This is a genomic window from Streptococcus sp. ELY_137, assembly GCF_058314515.1.
On sequence record NZ_JBZFUL010000004.1, the window covers coordinates 40,844 to 58,866 of the forward strand.

Annotated in this window: 17 protein-coding genes, 1 tRNA gene and 1 other RNA gene; 10 read left to right on the forward strand and 9 right to left on the reverse strand. The window is 41.8% G+C overall.

Annotation, left to right across the window (positions count from 1 at the left end; translation table 11 throughout):
- Position 1 precedes the first annotated feature (1 nt).
- The 4 genes from AC4HAO_RS04250 (at position 2) to nrdG (ending at position 1,813) form a co-directional block, all read left to right on the forward strand.
- A complete protein-coding gene (locus AC4HAO_RS04250) occupies positions 2–283 on the forward strand; it encodes an IreB family regulatory phosphoprotein (RefSeq protein WP_491134680.1) in 282 nt (93 codons plus the stop codon).
- A 42-nt stretch (positions 284–325) separates the two neighbouring features.
- A complete protein-coding gene (locus AC4HAO_RS04255) occupies positions 326–466 on the forward strand; it encodes a hypothetical protein (RefSeq protein ID WP_491093528.1) in 141 nt (46 codons plus the stop codon).
- A gap of 233 nt (positions 467–699) precedes the next feature.
- On the forward strand, positions 700–1,221 hold the full coding sequence (locus AC4HAO_RS04260; protein WP_491093527.1) for a GNAT family N-acetyltransferase: 522 nt from the start codon (positions 700–702) through the stop codon (positions 1,219–1,221).
- Complete coding sequence (gene nrdG / locus AC4HAO_RS04265; RefSeq protein ID WP_491093526.1) at positions 1,214–1,813, forward strand: anaerobic ribonucleoside-triphosphate reductase activating protein; 600 nt, start codon at positions 1,214–1,216, stop codon at positions 1,811–1,813. Before AC4HAO_RS04260 ends, nrdG begins: the two co-directional genes overlap by 8 nt.
- A 146-nt stretch (positions 1,814–1,959) precedes the next feature.
- Here the strand turns inward: nrdG and yaaA are convergent, their stop codons facing one another.
- The 9 genes from yaaA to AC4HAO_RS04310 form a co-directional block, all read right to left on the reverse strand.
- Positions 1,960–2,694, reverse strand: coding sequence for a peroxide stress protein YaaA (yaaA, locus tag AC4HAO_RS04270; RefSeq protein WP_491134681.1), 735 nt, complete (start codon positions 2,692–2,694; stop codon positions 1,960–1,962).
- A gap of 34 nt (positions 2,695–2,728) precedes the next feature.
- Positions 2,729–3,415 carry a rhomboid family intramembrane serine protease gene (locus tag AC4HAO_RS04275; protein ID WP_491134682.1) on the reverse strand — a complete coding sequence of 229 codons (687 nt, stop codon included), beginning with the start codon at positions 3,413–3,415 and terminating at the stop codon, positions 2,729–2,731.
- Positions 3,399–3,938, reverse strand: a complete 540-nt coding sequence (locus AC4HAO_RS04280) for a 5-formyltetrahydrofolate cyclo-ligase (RefSeq protein WP_491134683.1) — start codon at positions 3,936–3,938, stop codon at positions 3,399–3,401. Before AC4HAO_RS04280 ends, AC4HAO_RS04275 begins: the two co-directional genes overlap by 17 nt.
- A 100-nt stretch (positions 3,939–4,038) precedes the next feature.
- Positions 4,039–5,175 carry an N-acetyldiaminopimelate deacetylase gene (locus AC4HAO_RS04285; protein ID WP_491093522.1) on the reverse strand — a complete coding sequence of 379 codons (1,137 nt, stop codon included), beginning with the start codon at positions 5,173–5,175 and terminating at the stop codon, positions 4,039–4,041.
- 90 nt (positions 5,176–5,265) lie between these two features.
- A complete protein-coding gene (gene dapD / locus AC4HAO_RS04290) occupies positions 5,266–5,964 on the reverse strand; it encodes a 2,3,4,5-tetrahydropyridine-2,6-dicarboxylate N-acetyltransferase (RefSeq protein ID WP_491134684.1) in 699 nt (232 codons plus the stop codon).
- 292 nt (positions 5,965–6,256) lie between these two features.
- Complete coding sequence (locus tag AC4HAO_RS04295; RefSeq protein ID WP_491134685.1) at positions 6,257–6,865, reverse strand: DUF4947 domain-containing protein; 609 nt, start codon at positions 6,863–6,865, stop codon at positions 6,257–6,259.
- A 59-nt stretch (positions 6,866–6,924) separates the two neighbouring features.
- A tRNA-Lys gene (locus AC4HAO_RS04300) sits at positions 6,925–6,997 on the reverse strand.
- A non-coding RNA gene (ssrS, locus tag AC4HAO_RS04305) (6S RNA) lies at positions 6,998–7,189 on the reverse strand. It abuts the tRNA gene before it with no gap.
- Positions 7,190–7,261: 72 nt separating this feature from the next.
- Complete coding sequence (locus tag AC4HAO_RS04310; protein WP_491134686.1) at positions 7,262–8,530, reverse strand: replication-associated recombination protein A; 1,269 nt, start codon at positions 8,528–8,530, stop codon at positions 7,262–7,264.
- Between the two features lie 150 nt (positions 8,531–8,680).
- On the opposite strand from AC4HAO_RS04310, the gene AC4HAO_RS04315 reads away from it, so the two are divergent.
- The 6 genes from AC4HAO_RS04315 (at position 8,681) to AC4HAO_RS04340 (ending at position 17,870) form a co-directional block, all read left to right on the forward strand.
- Positions 8,681–9,151, forward strand: coding sequence for a DUF3013 family protein (locus AC4HAO_RS04315; RefSeq protein WP_491093518.1), 471 nt, complete (start codon positions 8,681–8,683; stop codon positions 9,149–9,151).
- A 31-nt stretch (positions 9,152–9,182) separates the two neighbouring features.
- Positions 9,183–10,136, forward strand: coding sequence for a 50S ribosomal protein L11 methyltransferase (prmA, locus tag AC4HAO_RS04320; RefSeq protein ID WP_491093517.1), 954 nt, complete (start codon positions 9,183–9,185; stop codon positions 10,134–10,136).
- Positions 10,137–10,880 (forward strand): 16S rRNA (uracil(1498)-N(3))-methyltransferase, encoded by a 744-nt coding sequence (locus AC4HAO_RS04325; protein ID WP_491093516.1) that lies wholly within the window; start codon positions 10,137–10,139, stop codon positions 10,878–10,880. It abuts the gene before it with no gap.
- Between the two features lie 285 nt (positions 10,881–11,165).
- A complete protein-coding gene (locus AC4HAO_RS04330; protein WP_491134687.1) occupies positions 11,166–13,388 on the forward strand; it encodes a RelA/SpoT family protein in 2,223 nt (740 codons plus the stop codon).
- 65 nt (positions 13,389–13,453) lie between these two features.
- Positions 13,454–13,897, forward strand: coding sequence for a D-aminoacyl-tRNA deacylase (dtd, locus tag AC4HAO_RS04335; protein ID WP_491093514.1), 444 nt, complete (start codon positions 13,454–13,456; stop codon positions 13,895–13,897).
- Positions 13,898–14,252: 355 nt separating this feature from the next.
- Complete coding sequence (locus tag AC4HAO_RS04340) at positions 14,253–17,870, forward strand: glycoside hydrolase family 66 protein (RefSeq protein ID WP_491134758.1); 3,618 nt, start codon at positions 14,253–14,255, stop codon at positions 17,868–17,870.
- Positions 17,871–18,023 lie beyond the last annotated feature (153 nt).

Sequence of the window (18,023 nt, forward strand, 5' to 3'; positions counted from 1 at the left end):
GATGTCAGAAGAGAAAAATTTTGTGGGTGATACAGTTCTCTTTAACTTAGATGAGGACTCTAATGAGTTGGTCAATGATTTAATAACAGTATCTCAGTCTTTAAGTGAGATTGGTTATGATCCTGTTAACCAGATTGTCGGTTATATTCTCAGCGGAGACCCAGCCTATGTTCCTCGTCACAATAATGCTCGCAACCACATTCGCCGACATCATCCTGACGAAATTGTTGATGAATTGGTTCGATATTATTTGCATGAGAAGGGATTGGCTGCAAATAGTTAATAACGATTAATACAATATATTGGTTAGATAAGAGGTAGTAGGATGGGAAAGTATCAATTGGATGATAAGGGAAAGGCACAAGTTAACCGCTATCACGAAAAGCAGTCAATGTATATTCAAAATGATCAAAAAGCGCGTGTTCGAGAGCTCTTAAAACAAACTAGGATTGGAAAGAATAGATAATATAAAAAGGAGAGAGGGACTCAATCAGTAAATCGTGATAAAATCACAATTCTGATTTTCTTCACTCTCCCATTTTAAGGCTCAGATCTCTGCTTCTTTCTTGTTTAAGGGGCACTTAAAAACTAGAAATGTCCAGTTACAGAAAGCCAATCACTGCGTAAATCTAGAACAATACTAAAGAGTCTGGACTTTTGTCTCAGACTCTTTCTTACCAAACAAAAAAGGAGAAGGTTATGGAATTGCGTCGTCCGTCGTTAGGAGATAAAGCAAATATTCTGGATATGATAGAAGAATTTGAAAGAGAAGGCAGTTCGCATGATAGCAGCTTTTGGTCGGCACCGTCAGAAAACTTTGACTATGAAGACTGGCTATTACAGAATCAAGATGCGGAATTAGGCTTAAACCTACCTGAGGGGTGGGTTCCGTCGATCCAATTTGTAGCCTTTGCTGAAAATAATGGCTTAGCTCTTGGTTTTCTCAATTTACGCCTGCGTCTTAACGATTATTTACGTCAGGCAGGTGGTCATATTGGTTATTGGGTTAGACCAAGTCAGCGTAACAAGGGAATAGCAAAAACTATGTTGACAAAGGCTTTACATATCTGTCAAGTCAAAAATATACAGCAAGTTTTAGTGACCTGTCACGATAACAATCCCGCTAGCCGTGCAGTTGTGCTGGCTAATGGAGGAAAACTAGAAGATATTAGAGGCGGAATTGAACGCTATTGGATAGAAGTGGAGAAAAAAGATGAATAATCCCAAACCACAGGAGTGGAAATCAGAGGAGCTTAGCCAAGGACGTATCATTGATTATAAAGCCTTCAATTTTGTTGACGGAGAAGGCGTACGTAATTCCCTCTATGTCAGCGGTTGCATGTTTCATTGTGAGGGCTGCTATAATGCAGCTACTTGGTCTTTCAAGGCTGGTATCCCCTATACTCAAGAATTGGAAGAGCAAATAATGGCTGATTTATCTCAGCCCTATGTCCAAGGGCTGACCCTGCTGGGCGGGGAACCCTTCCTAAATACAGGTATTCTTTTACCCTTAGTTAAGCGTATTCGCCAAGAGCTGCCCCAAAAGGACATTTGGTCATGGACAGGTTACACTTGGGAAGAGCTTATGCTAGAAACACCTGATAAACTTGAATTATTACATTTGGTCGATATTTTAGTAGATGGTCGCTTTGATATCACTAAGAAAAATCTGATGCTGCAATTCAGGGGCTCTTCTAACCAGCGGATCATTGATGTCAAAAAATCTCTAGCCAAGAAAGAGGTTGTAATTTGGGATAAACTCAATGATGGGCAGGCAACCTATGAGCAAGTTAGTCGTGACAATCTCATATAGATTACCTTAGGTAAATTATATTAGCCCCGCCTGAGAGTAGTCATGTACAATTGCTTTACTATCAAATAAAGGATATAAGAGACTAATACCGTACAAGGAAACGTTAAGCATAAAACTTTATTTTGAGTTTTATGCTTTTGTTTTGTTTATTTAAATGTATTAGGTTTTACAAATATAAGATTTTGTTCATTAGAGAGATCAGATCGATAATCAAATCCATCAACCCTAAGGTTCTTAATATCCTCTAGCGCTTGAATTTGTTTTTTGATAACCTGACTTAAAAAGCGGCCGCGAGCCTTTTTAGAAATCGTTGAATGTGTTTTTAGCTGACCGTTCTGTTCCTCATGAAAAGTAACTCTAATAAAATTTTTGGCACAGCTTGGTGAAAAGACTGCCTCAAATTCATTAGAAAGCAAGGAAACAATTATCTCATCAGTCTCAGAGCAAAAATTATCAAAGATAGGTCGCCAGTAGTTTTTAAGAGATTGTGTGTCAATTTTAACTTTACACTGGAAATCCAATCGATATGGTGCAATGAGATCCAAAGCACTAATAATACCATAAAAAGCAGAAGTAATGTAGACGTGCTTTTTTGTAAAGAGTCGTTGCGCTTCTGTCAAGTTTCTGTCAATATTACGATACATAAGCCCATTGAACAGTTCTAAAGCGGGATAACCAGATGCCGTTCCTTGCTCCAGATCAGCAATACGTTGTGCTTCAATTAGAGCGGATTGAGTTTTAACACCGTAAATCTTTTCAAGCTCAGGAACACTCGCTTGAGCTAGTACCTCAAGAATAGGGAGGCTAACAGGTGGGAGTTGATGCGGGGCTGATGTGAAATTGGACTGCAGTTCTTTAGCCGGTGGAATTAAAAATTTCATAGACAAATTTCCCTTTAGTGAATAGAAAAAACAATTACGAGAGTGCCAAGCCAAGCATACCAAATGCGAAAAATAAATAGGCAAATAGAGCCAACAGCTTAAGTCCCTTAGGGATATTAGACTTAAAGCGGTTCATAGGCAACCAGAGCGCCACCAGAGCGCCCCCCCAAGCTCCGCCTAGATGACCGACGAAACTGACACTTGGATGACCAGACAGTAGATCCATAATATTGAAGACCAAATTGAGGGCTATTAAGATGAGAAACTGATTACCAATCTGCTTGAGAACAGCATTACTGCCAATATAGCTGATAGTGACAATAGCTGCAAATAGACCAAAGAGTGAAGTAGAAGCCCCTGCTGCTAGTACGTCTGGGGTGAAAAAGAGGGTTGCTATATTTCCCATGATACCTGCTAGTAGATAAAGGATAAAAAATTTGACTGTTCCCCAAAGTTCTTCGGCAATACGACCAACAAAGTATAAAGAAATACCATTGATAATGAGGTGTTCCCAACCAATGTGAACAAAAATAGGAGATACTAGGCGCCAAAGTTGTCGGTTATCATACTGAACAACTTGTCCATACATACCACCAAAGCGATAGATAGCTGCGCTTGATGTAGCCCTACCAAAATAGATAATGTTCATAGCTAGGAAAATTAAAACTGTGACAGAAAGTAAGATATAAGTGGCAGGGTATTTTTTAAAATCTTTTAGCATAGGTTAATATCTTTCTAACAGGAATATCATGTTTATCGGGCAAAAAGTTTGCCTCTTGACAAGGGTAAATAGTACTAATAGTTGCTCCTTGAAAATCCTTCAAATAGCGATCATAGAAACCGGCACCGTAGCCAATACGGTAGCCTTGAGGATTAAAGGCTACCCCTGGGACATGGATAAGATCGATATGCTCTTTATCAATAGCTTCTCCATTAATGGGTTCAAGTAGCCCAAAATGTGTCTTTTTAAGGCTGTTAGGGTTGTATTCCGTAAAGATCATACGACTATTAGGGTAGGTTTTGGGGATTAAAACGGTTTTACGGTCTTCTTGTGCCCGACTAATCAGAAAACGAGTATCGTATTCAAAGTCAAAGGGCAAGTAGGTCGCAATGATTTGTGCTTTTTGGTACTCTTGTGTTTTAATTAATTTTCGGTACAAAAAAGAGTCTATTTCTGCTTTTTTAACACGGTCCTGCTGCCTAAGAGAGAGAAGGACGCTACGGCGCAATTCAGATTTTAACATACTAGTATCTTACCATTTTTTGGCTAAACCAGCCTTAGGGAATACTCATTTGAACAAAATAATACTAAAGACCTGCCGAAGAATGCAGGTCTTTACCTTTTTACTGAACATGTGCACGATAGAACAAAAATTTAGAGATAGTATTAACAGCAAAAGCCAGAACTTCTTCCTTGGGATTCATCTTAGGACTGTGGAGCGGAGCTGCCGAATCGATACCCAACCAGAACATAGCACCTGGAATTTTATGCAAGAGGTAACCAAAGTCTTCTCCAGTCATAGCTGGCAAGATATCAATAAGATTGGCCTCTGTTTTCTGGTCAAAGAAACGCATTAAATCTTTAGCAAGTTCGGGGTCATTTTCGACTGGTAGATAGCCTCCCTGAATCAATTCGACTTCCACTTTTAAGTTAAAAGCTGCAGCTACTCCTTGAGCAATTTCTTTCAGCCGCTTTTGGGTTAAAAGATTCATCTCCTGAGTCAAGGTACGAATAGTACCATGGAGTTTAGCCTCTTCTGCAATGACATTGTTGGTAGTTCCAGCATGCATGGATCCAAAGGTTACAACAGCCCCTTCAATAGGATCTACATTACGACTGACAATAGTCTGAACTTGAGTGATAAAGTGAGCAGCAGCAACCAAGGCATCATTAGCTTCATGGGGGAATGCAGCATGACCACCGGTTCCCTTGAAGGTTACTAAGGTTTCACAGGTCCCCGCAAATAAAGTGCTAGTATTCGTAGCGATATCACCGACTTTCAAATCAGGTCGGACATGAAGACCATAAAATTCGTCGGGCTTCCAATCGCCAAAAGCATCCTCGTCATACATCAGTTTACCACCAGCAAAATTTTCTTCTGCAGGCTGGAATAGGAAGAGAACATTGTGCTTAGGCTGTACCTGCACAAGCGCATCAAGTAGACCAAGTGCGGTCGTCATATGAATGTCATGGCCGCAAGCATGCATCCGTCCTTTGTGTTTGCTAGCAAAATCGAGACCAGTATCTTCCTGAACAGGCAAACCATCGATATCTGTCCGCCAGCCGACCGTTTTTTCAGGGCTACACCCCTGCAGAAAAACCAAAACACCAGTCCGCCAAGTTCGCTGGGAAACAAAGTCTTTACCTGCGCTGATTTCAGCAATACGAGCCAAGAGATAGGCTTGTGTTTCATACTCGTCCAGACCAATTTCAGGAATTTGGTGGAGGTCACGGCGAATTTTAATGAGGTCTAAAGTCATTTATCTTTTTCTCCTAATAAAATAGAGTGAGACAATGAGTGGCTTTCCAGCTGATTACCCCGTCTCACTCTGATATAAAGCTGATTGAAATTAGAGATTACGCAAGGCGTCTTCTAGGGCAGTCTTTTGCTGTGTCTTCTCATCAATTTTTTTGATGACACGAGCAGGAACACCAGCAACAACAACATTCTCTGGAACATCTTGAGTCACAATAGCACCAGCTGCAATAACAGAACCATTACCAACTTGAACTCCCTCGATAACGACTGCATTGGCACCGACAAGTACATTGTCGCCTATACGAACAGGCTCAGCACTGGCAGGCTCAATCACACCAGCTAGAACTGCACCAGCTCCAATATGGCTGTTTTTACCAACGGTAGCACGACCACCTAGAATAGCTCCCATATCAATCATCGTACCAGCTCCGATTTCAGCGCCAATGTTAATGACAGCCCCCATCATGACAACAGCGTTATCCTCAATAGTAACTTGATCACGGATAATAGCCCCGGGTTCAATACGAGCATTGACATGGCGTTTATCCAACAGAGGGACTGCAGAATTACGGCCATCTTGTTCAACGACATAATCTTTGTTTTCAGTCAGATTGACAAGTAAAGGCTCAATAGCCTGCCAATCGCCAAAGAGCACATTTCCTAATTTGGTTACTTGGGCAGGAATAGCCCCAGACAAATCTCCCTCAAAAGTCACCTTAACATTAGTCTTTTTTTCAGCATTACCAATGTAGGCAATAATTTCTTGTGCGCTCATCTTTTGTGCAGTCATAAGTGTCTCCATTCCTTTCTTATTTAGCCCTTATTATACCAAAAATTCAGAAAATCGCGAGAGAACTTTCAGAAAAAAGATAGTAAAAAAGAGTGGGATCAACCAAAAATTGAAAATTTTGGTTGATCCCACGTCCTAGTTTTTAGGTGGCGATCTGAAGCGGTCCCTTCCCAAACTTTGGATGTTGGGGATAAAACTAAATTGACCGACCTAGCCAGCTTAGTTTTATCCCAACAACTGCGTTAAGAGTTTATTCCAAAACAAAGAGACTGGACGAGCACCCAGCCTTAGGTTAACGCCAATAAGCGTAGTCAGGATCTGGGGTCATATAAGACAACTTATTGCTTCCCTTAGCAAAGAGGAGAATGATATTCTTATCACTATACTCATAAATATAATAATGACTCAGATCATCGAGAGAATAATCAGTTGCAACAGCGTAGAATGCCCTTGCCTCTTCACGCGAAATTTTATCTGACTTAAATAAACTGACAATGCGTTCTTGTTCCTCTTTTTGTAATATTAAAGACATATCAGATCTATTTGTAATGGTTCGATTAGGTTCGCCTAAAATATCCTTGACATTGTCATTAGTATACCCCTTATACTCTGGAGTAGAGGCTGAAAAGCCTGATTCATAAGACTCATAGTAAATCTCACTACCGTCAGTGGCATAAATCTTATCTGTCTTAGCAGAGCCCGCATCTTCTGGTAAATCCTCTGGATGACGCTTGCTGCTAAAATTTTTCTTGCCACCGATTTTTCCGTCATTTATACTTTGAGCAGAATTGGAGGTTGATACTGACTTGTCAGTGTTGGTCTGTCTCTTAGAACTACAGGCTGCTAAAACAGCACAGGCTGCTAAGAGGCACAGCAGTAAAAATAATCTTTTTCTTCCCATCATAAACTCCTAGCAAATAAAAAGACCTATTAAACATAGGCTTTTACTCCTTAAGTTTATCCTCCCTGTAGGGCTCGAACCTACGACCCACGGATTAAGAGTCCGCTGCTCTACCAACTGAGCTAAGGAAGGAGAAGAGCTGTATTGGTACCGGTGGTCCACGTTTTGTATTGAACCCGCAAGATAAAGCAGGTGGGCAACTCGCTTTTACTTAGCTGCTTCCGCGTGAAACGGCTTGCATACTGTAAAAAGACTTATGTTTCCCAAAATACAAAGATTTAGTCGGTCAACACAGTGATGTGGACTCGTATACCACAGCAGTTTTATGATCTTATAATACCATTTTTGAAAATTTTTTCAAGAGGTAAACACGAGTTTTTATGAAATTTAGGCGGTTTACTCAGAAAGTTTATCAATTCTTTCCTTATTTGCCCTAAGAGCCCGTTCATATTTGCCCGTCTCATTGGCTTGAAAATAATTAACACCCAAAAGTTTATCAGGTAAATACTGCTGCTTAACCCATTTTTCCGGGTAAGCATGGGGATAAAGATAGTCTTGAGCATTACCTAATTCTTTACTACCAGCATAATGTCCATCACGTAAATGACGGGGAATCGGAAGATTGCCAGATTTCCGTAAATCAGCTAAGGCGGCATCCATAGCCGTGTAAGCTGAGTTGGACTTGGGCGAGAGTGCTAGGTCAATGACAATATTGGCAATTAAGATACGGGCTTCAGGGAAACCGATTTTTTGAGCAGCGTCTAAGGCTGTGACAGTATGAACCTGAGCCTCAGGATTAGCCAGACCGATATCCTCATAAGCAATGACAATCAATCGCCGAGCCAGACTGGGGAGATCGCCCGCTTCAACCAAACGAGCTGCATAGTGGAGGCTGGCATCGACGTCAGAACCACGGATAGACTTCTGTAGGGCTGATAAGGTATCATAGTGGCCGTCTCCATCTTTGTCCATGGTAATATAAGATCGCTGCAGACTATTTTCAACTGTGTCTAGAGTGATGTGGCGCTTTCCCACCTCATCGGGCTGAGTAGACATGACAGCCAGTTCCAAAGAATTAAAAGCGGAACGTAGATCCCCGTTAGTCGCTGTAGCGATAAAATTTCTGGCGTCATCATCCAGCAGAATCTCAAAGTCAAAGCCTCGCTCTTTATCAGAAATAGCCCAGTCTATAGCTTCTTTGATATCCTTATTAGACAAGGGTTCTAGCTCAAAAATCTGTACCCTGCTGCGAATGGCTGGTGTCACTGAGAAAAAGGGATTCTCCGTAGTTGCCCCAATCATAGTAATATTCCCATTTTCTAACAGAGGCAAAAGAAAATCCTGTTTGGTCTTGTCTAGGCGGTGAATCTCATCCAACATGAGCACAAGCCCACCAGAAAATTTAGCCTCCTCAGCGATTTCCTGCAGGCGCTTTTTAGTATCAGTAGTTGCGTTAAAAGTACGAAAAGCATATTGACTGGTTCCTGCAATGGCGCTGGCAATCGAGGTTTTGCCGATCCCAGGCAGACCATAGAGAATCATGGACGACAACATGTTGGCTTCGACCATCCGGCGGATGATCTTACCTTCACCAACTAAGTGGTTCTGACCGATAATCTGATCAATATTCGTCGGACGCATACGAAGTGCAAGATTTTCTGGCATGACTCCCTCCTTGACCTTACTAACTTTATTGTAACATAAAAGCACTTAGAACAACTTCATATAAAAACGCTATGTAAAGATGCAAACGATAGACGTTTTTCTTCTCTGTAAAATGATATAATAGGAAAAAATGCAAAAAGGGAGCAGCTGATGGCTAAGTATGGATTTTTATCAGTTTTAGAGGAGGAGTTGGAAAAGCGCTTTGATTTTGACTTTGCCATGGACTGGGATAAGAAGAATCATGCGATCGAAGTAACTTTTGTGCTTGAGGCACAGAATACGGCTGGTGTTACAACAGTTGATGACAAGGGAGAAGAAAGCAGCGAAGACATCGTCTTTGAAGACTATGTTCTCTTTTACAATCCAGCTAAATCACAGTTTGATGCGCAAGATTACTTGGTGAGCATTCCCTATGAGCCTAAAAAGGGCTTATCACGTGAGTTTGTTGCCTATTTTGCAGACTTCCTCAATGATACTGCAACAGACGGACTTAGTAGTCTCATGGATTTTTTAGCCGATGAAGATGCAGAGGAATTTGCTATTGCCTGGGATGATATAGCTTTTGAAAAAGGCAGAGCAGAGTTAAAAGAAAAGGAATTTTATCCTTATCCGAGATACTAATAGATAGAAAAAAGGAGTAGTATTTTAGCTTATGAATAACTGGCAAGAACTAACCATAACAGTCAAACGTGAAGCAGAAGAAGCAGCTTCCAATATTTTGGTTGAATCAGGCAGCCAAGGAGTAGCGATTGATGACAGTGCAGACTATCTCGGTCCGATCGGTAAGTATGGTGAACTATTTCCGGAGGTTGAGCAGGTTGAAACTGTCAAAATTACGGCCTATTATCCCGAAACTGTCAATATGGCAGACATCGAAAAAGAGGTCAGTCAGCGTTTGGCAGAGCTTGCTGACTTTGGTCTAGAGACAGGTCAGGTAGAGCTCTTCACTCAGGAACTAGCTGAAGAGGACTGGGCAGAGAACTGGAAACAGTACTACGAACCAGCTCGTATCACCCGTGACTTAACCATTGTCCCTAGCTGGACAGACTATAATGCTCGTGCTGATGAAAAAATCATCAAGCTGGATCCAGGGATGGCCTTTGGAACAGGAACCCACCCAACAACTAAGATGAGCCTTTACGCCTTAGAACAAGTTCTGCGGGGAGGTGAAACAGTGTTAGATGTGGGAACGGGTTCTGGTGTCCTTTCTATTGCCAGCTCACTCCTTGGTGCTAAAGAGATTTACGCCTATGATTTGGACGATGTAGCGGTGCGCGTGGCTCAGGAGAATATTAATCTCAATCCAGGGACTGAAAATATTCGTGTAAGAGAAGGTGATTTGTTGCGAGGCGTTGAAAAACGAGCGAATGTCGTAGTAGCCAATATCTTGGCGGATATCCTGGTCCACCTAACTGATGATGCCTACCGCCTGCTAGAGGATGAAGGCTATCTCATCATGTCTGGTATTATTACGGATAAATTAGAGGTAGTTTTGGAAGCGGCCTACAGCGCAGGCTTTTTCCTAGAAACTCAGATAATCCAAGGTGAGTGGAATGCTTTGGTATTCAAGAAAACAAATGCAATCTCAGGTGTAATTGGAGGCTAGATGCAGCAGTATTTTATAAAAGGATCAGCGATAAATCCTGTTACTATCACAGATAAGGGGACCATCAAGCACATGTTTCAGGTAATGCGTTTGGCGGATGGTGACGAGCTTGTCTTGGTTTTTGAAGATGGTGTGAAACACTTGGCTAGGGTAGTGGATAGCTCTATTCATCAGCTCGAGTTGGTAGAAGAACTCGCGGACAATGTAGAATTACCCATCCATGTAACGATAGCCTCTGGTTTTCCCAAAGGGGATAAACTGGATCTCGTGACACAAAAGGCTACAGAACTTGGAGCTAACTGCATCTGGGCTTACCCTGCTGACTGGTCAGTTGTTAAATGGGATGGTAGGAAATTAGCCAAAAAAGAGGAAAAATTAAATAAGATTGCCCTAGGAGCTGCCGAGCAATCTAAACGCAATCGTGTACCAGAAGTCAAATTGTTTGAAAAAAAGGCTGATTTTCTAGATCAATTCGCAGCTTTTGATAAGATCTTCATCGCTTATGAAGAAACAGCTAAACAAGGAAAACTGTCAGCTTTAGCGCGAGAGCTGTCTAATCTTGAAGCAGGTATGAATTTGCTCTTTATCTTTGGTCCTGAAGGCGGCATTTCTCCTTCAGAAATTGCAGCCTTTGAAGAACTAGGTGGAATCAAGATTGGACTTGGTCCTCGTATCATGCGGACTGAAACTGCCCCGCTATACGCTTTGAGTGCAGTCAGTTATGCCTTAGAGATGGAGAGATAAGAAAAAGTTGAGACTATTAATGGCTTACCTATTTGTGGTAAGCTTTATTTATCATTTAAAAAGGACCGACTATAAAAGTAGATAAGGGAATGGCTGAAAAAGTTCAAAATCCTGCGTTCAACCCATGAATTGTTTAAATTCTCTTCTCTTTATAGAGTAGAACTCTGAACAACTGGCAGTTCGAAATTTTATATAGGCCAAAATTGAAATTTGGCAACTTTTCTTCCTATATAAAAAGTGTTAAAATTAAGGCAACTAGTTCAAGTTTTAGTAAGGGGAAAGTGTATGGCAGAGAAACCTAATTTATCAGGTGGAGAAGTTGTCAACTTAGTCCAAAATTATATGAACCCAGATGATGTTGCCTTTGTACAGAAGGCCTTAAATTATGCGACAGAGGCTCATAAGGAGCAGCGCAGACAATCTGGAGAACCCTATATCATTCACCCAATTCAAGTTGCAGGAATATTAGCAGGACTAAAATTGGATTCTGTAACCGTTGCTTGTGGTTTTTTGCACGATGTTGTTGAAGATACAGACGCCAGCCTTGATGATTTAGAAAAAGAATTTGGCCTAAATGTTCGTCAGATTGTAGATGGGGTCACAAAACTTGGTAAGGTTGAATATAAATCTCATGCAGAACAATTAGCTGAAAACCACCGCAAAATGCTGATGGCAATGTCCAAAGATATACGGGTTATATTGGTAAAGTTGGCCGATAGGTTGCACAATATGCGGACCCTAAAACATTTGCGGCCAGATAAACAAAAACGTATATCCCGTGAAACCATGGAGATTTATGCTCCGCTGGCGCATCGTTTAGGGATCAGCGCTATCAAATGGGAATTAGAAGATTTAGCCTTTAGGTATCTTAATGAAGCAGAGTTCTATAAAATTTCCCACATGATGAAAGAAAAGCGTCGTGAACGTGAAACTCTGGTAGATGAGATTGTCAACAAGATTAAGGATTACACCAGTGAGCAGGGTCTAGAAGGCAAAATTTACGGTCGCCCTAAACATATTTATTCTATTTACCGTAAAATGCGCGATAAGAAAAAACGGTTTGACCAGATTTACGATCTAATCGCTATTCGCTGTATCATGGATACACCGAGTGATGTTTATGCCATGCTGGGATATATTCATGAACTTTGGCGCCCTATGCCTGGGCGTTTCAAGGATTATATCGCCAATCCAAAATCTAATGGCTATCAATCTATCCATACAACCGTTTACGGTCCCAAAGGTCCGATTGAAATTCAAATTCGCACCCAAGAAATGCATGAAGTGGCGGAATATGGGGTTGCTGCTCACTGGGCCTATAAAAAGGGAATTAAAGGCAAGGTTGATGCGAAAGAATCTGCTATTGGCATGAACTGGATTCAAGACTTGGTTGAATTGCAAGCCGGTTCCAATGGTGATGCTCAAGAATTTGTAGACTCTGTTAAAGAAGATATCTTCTCTGAGCGGATTTATGTCTTTACCCCATCTGGTGATGTACAGGAATTACCTAGGGATTCAGGACCAATTGATTTTGCTTATGCTATCCACACTCAGGTTGGAGAAAGAGCTGTCGGTGCTAAGGTTAATGGACGGATGGTGCCGCTGACAGCCAAGCTTAAAACAGGTGATGTTGTTGAAATTGTCACCAACACTAATTCATTCGGTCCTAGCCGTGACTGGATTAAATTAGTCAAAACGACCAAAGCCCGTAATAAAATTCGTCAGTTTTTTAAAAATCAAGATAAGGAAATGTCCATCAGTAAGGGACGTGAACTATTAGTTGATTATTTTCAAGAACAAGGGTATGTGGCCAATAAGTACCTAGATAAGAAGCACATTGAAGAGATTTTACCGCGTTTAAGTGTTCGTAGCGAAGAGGCCCTTTATGCCGCGATTGGCTTTGGAGAAATGAACCCTGCTGCTGTTTTCAATCGTTTGACCGAAAAGGAACGCCGTGAGGAAGAACGTGCCAAAGCTAAGGCCGAGGCGGATGAGTTAATAAATGGCGGTGAGGTTAAGCATGAAAACAAGGACGTGCTCAAGGTTAAAAGCGAAAATGGGGTCATTATCCAAGGGTCATCAGGTCTTTTGATGAGAATTGCCAAATGCTGTAATCCTGTTCCGGGTGATGAAATAGAAGGCTATATTACGAAGGGACGAGGGGTTGCTATTCATCGGGCGGACTGTCATAATATCAAGAGCCAAGAAGGTTATGAGCAACGCCTAATTGAGGTCGAGTGGGATGAAAGCAGTAAGGTCGGTCGGGACTATTTGGCAGAAATTGATATTTATGGCCTCAATCGTTCCGGTCTGCTTAATGACGTTCTTCAGATAGTCTCAAACCAAACTAAAAGTATTTCTACAGTCAATGCCCAACCAACTAAAGATATGAAATTTGCCAATATCCATATTAGCTTCCAAATTCCTAATCTGACAGCCCTGACAACGGTGGTTGATAAGATTAAAATTGTGCCAGATGTTTATTCCGTGAAACGAACAAATGGCTAATGTTACCTCAATAGGCTTGGAAGGTACAGCCCTAAAAGAAACAGAAAAAAGGTCAGCTAAGTATTATGAAAATTGTTATCCAGCGAGTAAGAAAAGCACAAGTTGTTATTGCCGATAAAACTGTATCTGCTATTGATCAGGGATTGCTATTGCTAGTTGGTATTGGGCCAGAAGATGGTCAGGAAGATTTAGATTATGCTGCTCATAAAATTGTGAATATGCGTATTTTTTCAGACACTGATGGCAAAATGAACTTATCCATTCAGGATATCAAGGGGCAGATTCTTTCAGTATCGCAGTTTACCTTATTTGCAAATACGAAAAAGGGAAATCGACCGGCTTTTACTGAAGCTGCACACCCACAAACTGCCCAAAAACTTTACCAAGATTTTAACCAAATATTGTCGCAAACTCTTCCGGTTGTTACGGGTAAGTTTGGTGCAGACATGAAAGTTAGTTTAATCAATGACGGACCTGTTACGATAATTTTAGATACAAAAAATCGTTAGGATAATGTGGCACTAAGAAAAGATTTGATGATATCGATTGTTTGATCATCGAAATATTTTAATCAACAAAATGATTCAGAATTGTAACAAAAAAGAAATAATCGCAAATGCCTAAGTTTTATGGAAATGTAAAAAAGCAGAGGTCAAAAGGACTCTGCTTATTTTTTTGTTTTAAATAAGCAAAAGAAATTGTGCGGTTTTGGGGTTTTTATGTAAATGTTTTTTGTAAGAATATGGGTTGTATTTTCATAAATTTTCAATAGAATATAAGCTGCGAGTTTTTCTGAAAGGGAATATCCCCAATGAAAAGCTGCTTAAATTTTATTAGAAGGAGAATATGGTTGTGAAAAATAAAATGCTAACTCTCCCCAGCATGTTATTTCTACTTGCCTTCGGGATGGTACTCTGCCTATCAGTTCAAACTGCTTATGCTGAAGATACTGTAAACAATCTTCCGTCAGTTGCTGAAGAGACCTCCTCCACCTCTGTAGATGTATCAACGAATTCGACTGTTGGTGCAGAACAGACGCAAGCTCTGGCCCCGCCAGTGAAAGAACCTCCTGCTGATGTGCGTCTTGAAGCTAATCCTCAGCAAGTTTCTATCACTACTGAGGCCAGTACAGAATTACAAAATTCTGCAGAGCAGACCCCTCCGGAGACAGCTGAAACAGCTGCCCCAGCTTCTAGCTATCTAGTTCAAGCTCAAGATAGTCAAAATAGGGTGTCAGGTTCTAACATCGTCCGTGCTTCCAGCGCTCAAGTTGTTAATACCCGCTCCATTGTAGCTTCTAGGTCAGGCAATGCTATTACGGACTTATCAAGTGATAAGGCCAGCTATAGACCAGGCCAAGATGTCAATCTGTCTGTTGATTTCACAAACACAACAGACACAACTCAAGATATCACAGTCTATGCTGATGTTTACTATCTCGAAAACAAGATTGGATCTTACAAGTTTACCAAGAACCTCGCTGCCGGTGATAGCTATGCTATGCAGGCTGGCGATTTAAAAATTCCAGCTTCCCAATTTGAAAATGATCGTGGTTACCTTGTAAAAATCAAGGTGGCCGATAGCCAGAACAATACGCTCGGTGAAATCAACCGTGCTATTGCTTATGAAACTGACTGGACCAAATTCCCACGCTATGGCGTTGTAGGTGGTTCACAAGACAGCGAAAATGGTGTCCTAGCACAGGATGCTGAGAGATACCGTGCTGCTTTGGAAAAAATGAAGAATATGAATATTAACTCGTATTTCTTCTATGATGTTTATAAATCAGCTACGGATCCCTTTCCAAGTGATGATCAAGTATTTGAACAGACGTGGACGAGCTGGGCTCCCCACCCTAAAATTGATACTAAAGTTATAAAAGATATTGTCAACCAACTTCATGATGGTGGAGCAGTCGCTATGCTCTATAATATGATTTTGGCTGAAAATGCAAATGAAGCTCCTGTCCTTGATGATGCAGAAGTAGAGTATGCTTATAATGCTAACGATACGGAGTTTTCTGGTAGAAAAGGCGAAGTGATGTCTTATGCACCAGCTTCCCAGCGTTACTACAATCCAAAGAGTAGCAGATGGCAAGAACTGATTGCTCAGCGTATGGGCGAAGCTATGAAAAATGGTGGCTTCGACGGCTGGCAAGGTGATACCATCGGTGATAACCAAATCTACGACTATTCTAACAAAGACAGTGCTGACGACAGCAAGAAATTCTGGATGACAGAAGGTTACGCAGAGTTCCTTCGTGCCATCAAGGAAAAATTACCCAACTACTACTTAACTGTTAATGATGTTAACGGTGAGCAAATCCAACGTCTAAAAGATGGCAATCAAGACGTTATCTACAATGAAATTTGGCCTTTTGGTGGCGGTTCAGCTTACCTAGATGGCCGTAGCCAAACAGAATACGGCGACCTTAAAGCTCGTATAGACCAAGTTCGAAGCGAGACAGGAAAATCTCTAATCGTCGGCGCCTACATGACAGGTGACGAAAAAGAGGGTGCTAGAAACGATGCAGAAGCAGGCAGGCCCCTGCAGACAGATGCCGTACTTCTGACAACAGCCTCTATTGCGGCTGCAGGTGGCTACCATATGTCTTTGGCCGCTTTGGCTAATTCTCAAAATGATGATGGTCAAGGTATTGGGGTTCTCCAAAATGCTTATTACCCTAATCAAGCCTTGAAAACCTCAAGTGAATTAACTCGCAAAAACAATGATTATCAGCAGTTCATCACAGCTTATGAAAATATCCTGCGTGATGGTATTGAAAACGATAATGCAATCGTAAATACCTATAACTCGGATAACAATCTTCTTTCAACAGACATTAAAGGCCTAAATGGTCATCAAGTGTGGACTTACGGTAAAAAGGGTAATAACTTTAGAACCGTGCAAATGATCAACCTAATGGGAATTAATTCTGACTGGAAGAATGAAGATGGTACTGCAGCTAAAAAGACACCAGATGAACAAACCAATCTGACTGTTAGATATAATCTAGGTGATGTATCTATGGAAGAAGCACAACGTATGGCCAATCAAACTTATCTTGTTTCTCCAGACGATTGGTCTAAATCTAATATGCAAAAGGTTTCTGCTTCTGTAGAAACTGACGAAAACGGTGAACCCGTTCTCGTCATCAATGTCCCTAAATTAACACTTTGGAATGTCATTTACATCTCAAGTGCGCAACAAACTCCAGCTCAGCCAGATCTTTCAGAAGAAACGAACCCGGCAGAGCCTGAAACAGAAGTCGCTCCGCAAACTGATGAATCAGCTCCAATTGAGGCTGACCAGTCCCCATCTGGTGAAGCTGAAGTTAGCCCTGTAGAGCCAGCTGCAGAACCTGAACAGTCAGTTCCAAGTGAACCATCACGACCAGAAAACAGTGAGGCACTGTCAGAATCAGGAACTCCAGCCACTCCAGAAATCCCAGTGCTAAATGAACCATCTCAGCCTGAGCTTCCTGCAGCTTCAGAGCAGCCAGTAGATCCGACTGAATCGGCCCCTACTCCAGAATCAGGAACTCCAGTTGGGCCAGATGCTTCAACACAGCCTTCAGCACCTGAAAATAGAGATGAAAATGGCTCAATGCTTAACCCTACGATTCCAAATGAATCAGAGGAAGCACAAACAGATGAGGCTGTCCCTGCGGCTTCAGAATCAGAAAATACTCCGCAAGCTGAGCAGCCAGTTCTAGGTGAACTAGCGCAACCTGATGCTTCTGCAGCTTCAGAGCAGCCAGTGGATCCGACTGAGTCGGCCCCTGTCGCCCCTGAAGCCCAGCCTGAATCAGGAACTCCGGTGCCCCCTTCTGAATCTGAACCATCAGAACAGCCAGAAAATTCAGAGGAGACCGGGCTTGTACCAGAGCAGCCAGAATCAGAACGAGCTCCGCAGGACGTTAGGGAGTCAACAGATCCAGTTCAAAATGTAACTGAGCAATCTGCTACAGGAGATCCAGCCCAGCTAACTAATCAGTCTGAGCCAGAAGCAAAGGCTGAACAGCTTGTAACTCCTGCTAATAATAGTGCAGAAGTACAGCCAGATAGACCTCCACTTCAACCAGCTAATCAGGCAGTAATAGCACCTGACTCAGCAGCAGATAAGATGATTGCTCCTGCTGATCCAGCCAGTGGGTCAGATAGAAACAGTGATAGGGCTTTCGTAGATCCGTCAGAAAGACCTAGTCAGTCCGATGACATAAAGAACAGCCCCAATACACCAATGCTTCCCAAGGGGCCTGCAGCTCTTGGAGAACTTGGACAACCAGCTTCCCCCAAAAATCCGGAGATGAAGTCTTCTTCGACTGGTAGGGCTAAGACTGCCGACCCTGGAACTCAAGAAAGTGCAGCATCATCGAAACAGCTGCCAACAACTGGCGATAGGACCTTGGCTCTCATCCTAGCTGTCGGTGTGGTTACTCTTGGTGTGACCGGCCTACTCATGAAACGCAAAAGAAACTAATTCTTTAGAGGATAAGCTTATCGAGTCATTACTCTCTTGCTTGTCCTCTCCTAGTCATGGGAAAGTTTCAGATCTTTGAGCGCAAGACAATCCAGAAATAATATAACTTTTAGAAAACAGTCCAATGAAGAATTGTTTCTTGGACAAAAGGAA